The organism is Pseudomonas sp. R62 (assembly GCF_000257605.1).
In the GTDB taxonomy this organism is placed as follows: Bacteria; Pseudomonadota; Gammaproteobacteria; order Pseudomonadales; family Pseudomonadaceae; genus Aquipseudomonas; species Aquipseudomonas atacamensis.
Genome location: NZ_JH635998.1, coordinates 3,420,149 through 3,422,641 on the forward strand (window position 1 = coordinate 3,420,149; position 2,493 = coordinate 3,422,641).

2 protein-coding genes and 1 pseudogene are annotated in these 2,493 nt (G+C 53.8%); all 3 read right to left on the bottom strand.

The features are described 5' to 3' along the window. A pseudogene (locus OQK_RS31365) lies at nucleotides 1–123 on the bottom strand (protease inhibitor I42 family protein); the annotation flags it as partial. 299 nt (nucleotides 124–422) lie between these two features. Continuing rightward, complete coding sequence (locus OQK_RS16510) at nucleotides 423–1,427, bottom strand: hypothetical protein (RefSeq protein ID WP_136492765.1); 1,005 nt, start codon at nucleotides 1,425–1,427, stop codon at nucleotides 423–425. Nucleotides 1,428–1,596: 169 nt separating this feature from the next. After that, nucleotides 1,597–2,493: S16 family serine protease (locus tag OQK_RS31370; RefSeq protein WP_038861013.1), on the bottom strand; the 897-nt coding region annotated here is incomplete at its 5' end.

The following is a 2,493-nucleotide window of genomic DNA, read 5'->3' on the forward strand; positions in this document are numbered from 1 at the left end:
CCCGACGTTGAGCCGCACGGGGCATTCGCTTTGTTTTTCCACAGTCACGTTGTGTTTCGGTTGCGTGGCGCAGGCCGCCAGCAAGGAAAGGGCGAGGGGGAGAAACAGGCGAGTGGGGGACATAAGGTCAGCAGCTCCGGCAGTTACGACGAGCGGCGAGCATAACTGAAGATGAGACAAAGTGTGACAGTCAGGGAGAGTGGTGTTGCAAGAGCTGACGCCTTCGCGAGCAGGCTCGCTCCCACAGTGATCAGCAGTGTCGACAGATTTTGTGTTCACTGCATCACCGTGTGGGAGCGAGCCTGCTTGCGAAGGAGGTATAGCAATGATCATCAGAAGAGAACCCTCGCCACGTCCGCAAGCTTCTCAACGAAACGCACGGTATCGCCTGTCTCTGCTGATGAAGATATGGGTTGCCTCAGTCAATCCTTGGCCAGGTAAATATCGAAATCTGCGTTGATGTTCAAAATCAACCCGTTGGGTGTATTGGCTTTTACCAACAAGGTCTTCGCGTGGTAGCGACGTTCATCGGTAACTTCCAGTTCAAGCGTTGCTTCAAGTATGTCCAGGCTCCAATTTATATATCCATCGCCCACGTAGCGCATTTCGCTATATTGCAACAGCGTAAATGGGCTCCCCACACTTGGAAAGTGATAGGTTCCAGAAGTGATTTCTTTCTTCAAGTGAACTGAAAATGAGCGCGCATCACTGGTTATATAAGTGTCCGGGTAAACTGTTCCGCTTTGGGTGTTGAAGTTAATGTCTTCCAGAAAAAATGCATCAGTGTAGTTTAGGCCCGAAGAGTGAAATGGAGCTCGTGCAAATGACGTTTCGCCCGGTTCCGCAGAAACAGGAAACGTCGCGTTGAATTCTCCGGTCAGGTTTTGCAATCTCGTGCTTGCTGGAGTTCTTTTAGACTGCATGCTGCTTGAAACTGTCGGACTGCTGTTGAAGGTCACTAGAACGTCAAAGCGCGACGTGATTTCAAGGATTTCTCCGTTGATCAGCACTTCGAATCGGAGCTCACCAGAGTAACGGCGCCCGTCTTCAGTAATGCTCAACTCAAGTTCAGCCTTGGTCGCCTTGTGAACCACGAAGTTGAAATTGGTGTCGGAGTTTTGAAATTCTCCATAGGTTACCTGGACCACTGAAGCGTCCCGCGGAAATACGTAGGTGCCCGATGCGATCTCTGATTTAAGCGTAATGCCTATGCTTCGATGGTCGCTGGTTGTCGTGGGTAATGGCTGCGTGCCCGAGTTGCTATCAAAGTTCAGATACTCAAGGGATCTGGCCATTCGGTTGTGCACTGTCTGCGAGTGATAGGGATAGCGTGCTTCGCCTGGATCGCCGGGTCTGGTGAATGAAGCTTCGAAGTGTCCGCAAAGGTTATGCATGTAGCGGGTATGAGGCGCGTTGTGATTGTTCATCAGGTACTCACGAGTAGACGACAAATAGAACAATCAGTGTGGGTAGTGCGCATGAAAAAAAGTACTGTCAGAGTTGACAGTACTTTAGATTCCTATGCTTGGATCTGACTGGTTTTAACAGCAGATTCATATAAGCGCTACGGTACGGCCCGCAGCACTTACACTCGCGTTAGAACAAGACTTTCGCCACATCCGCAAACCGCTTGGCAAAGTGCACGGTAATTCCTTCCTTCAGGTAATCCGGCAGTTCCTCAAAGTTACCCCGGTTCGGCTCCGGCAGAATCAGTTCGAAAATCTTCTGCCGCCGCGCTGCGATCACTTTCTCGCGCACGCCGCCGATCGGCAGTACATGCCCGGTCAGGGTCAGTTCGCCGGTCATCGCCACGCCTTTTTTCGGTGGCTGATTACGCGCGAGGGATAGCAGGGCGCTGGCCATGGTCACGCCGGCGCTCGGGCCGTCCTTCGGCGTTGCGCCTTCGGGCACGTGCAGGTGGACGAAGGCTTCGTCGAAGAACTTCGCATCACCGCCAAACTGTTTGAGGTGCGAGCTGACGTAGCTGTAGGCGATCTCTGCCGATTCCTTCATCACATCGCCCAGTTGCCCAGTGAGCTTGAAGCCGCGGTTGAGTGTATGAATTCGCGTGGCCTCGATCGGCAAGGTCGCGCCGCCCATGCTGGTCCACGCCAGACCGGTAATCACGCCGGTGCCGGACAGCACTTGTTCGTTGCGGAACACAGGATGGCCCAGCGAGGCTTCGAGGTCTTTCGGGCCGAGTTTGATCACCGCTTTCGGATCGTCGATCAGCTTCATCACCGCTTTGCGCACCAGTTTGCCCATCTGCTTTTCCAGCTGCCGCACGCCGGCTTCACGGGCATAGCCGTCGATCAAGGCTTTGAGCGCGGTGTCGCTGATGCTCAGGCTGCCTTTTGATACGCCGGCCTTTTCCAGCAGTTTCGGCCACAGGTGACGCTTGGCAATGGCAACTTTTTCTTCGGTGATGTAGCCGGACAGGCGAATCACTTCCATCCGGTCCAGCAACGGGCCGGGGATCGAGTCGAGGGTGTT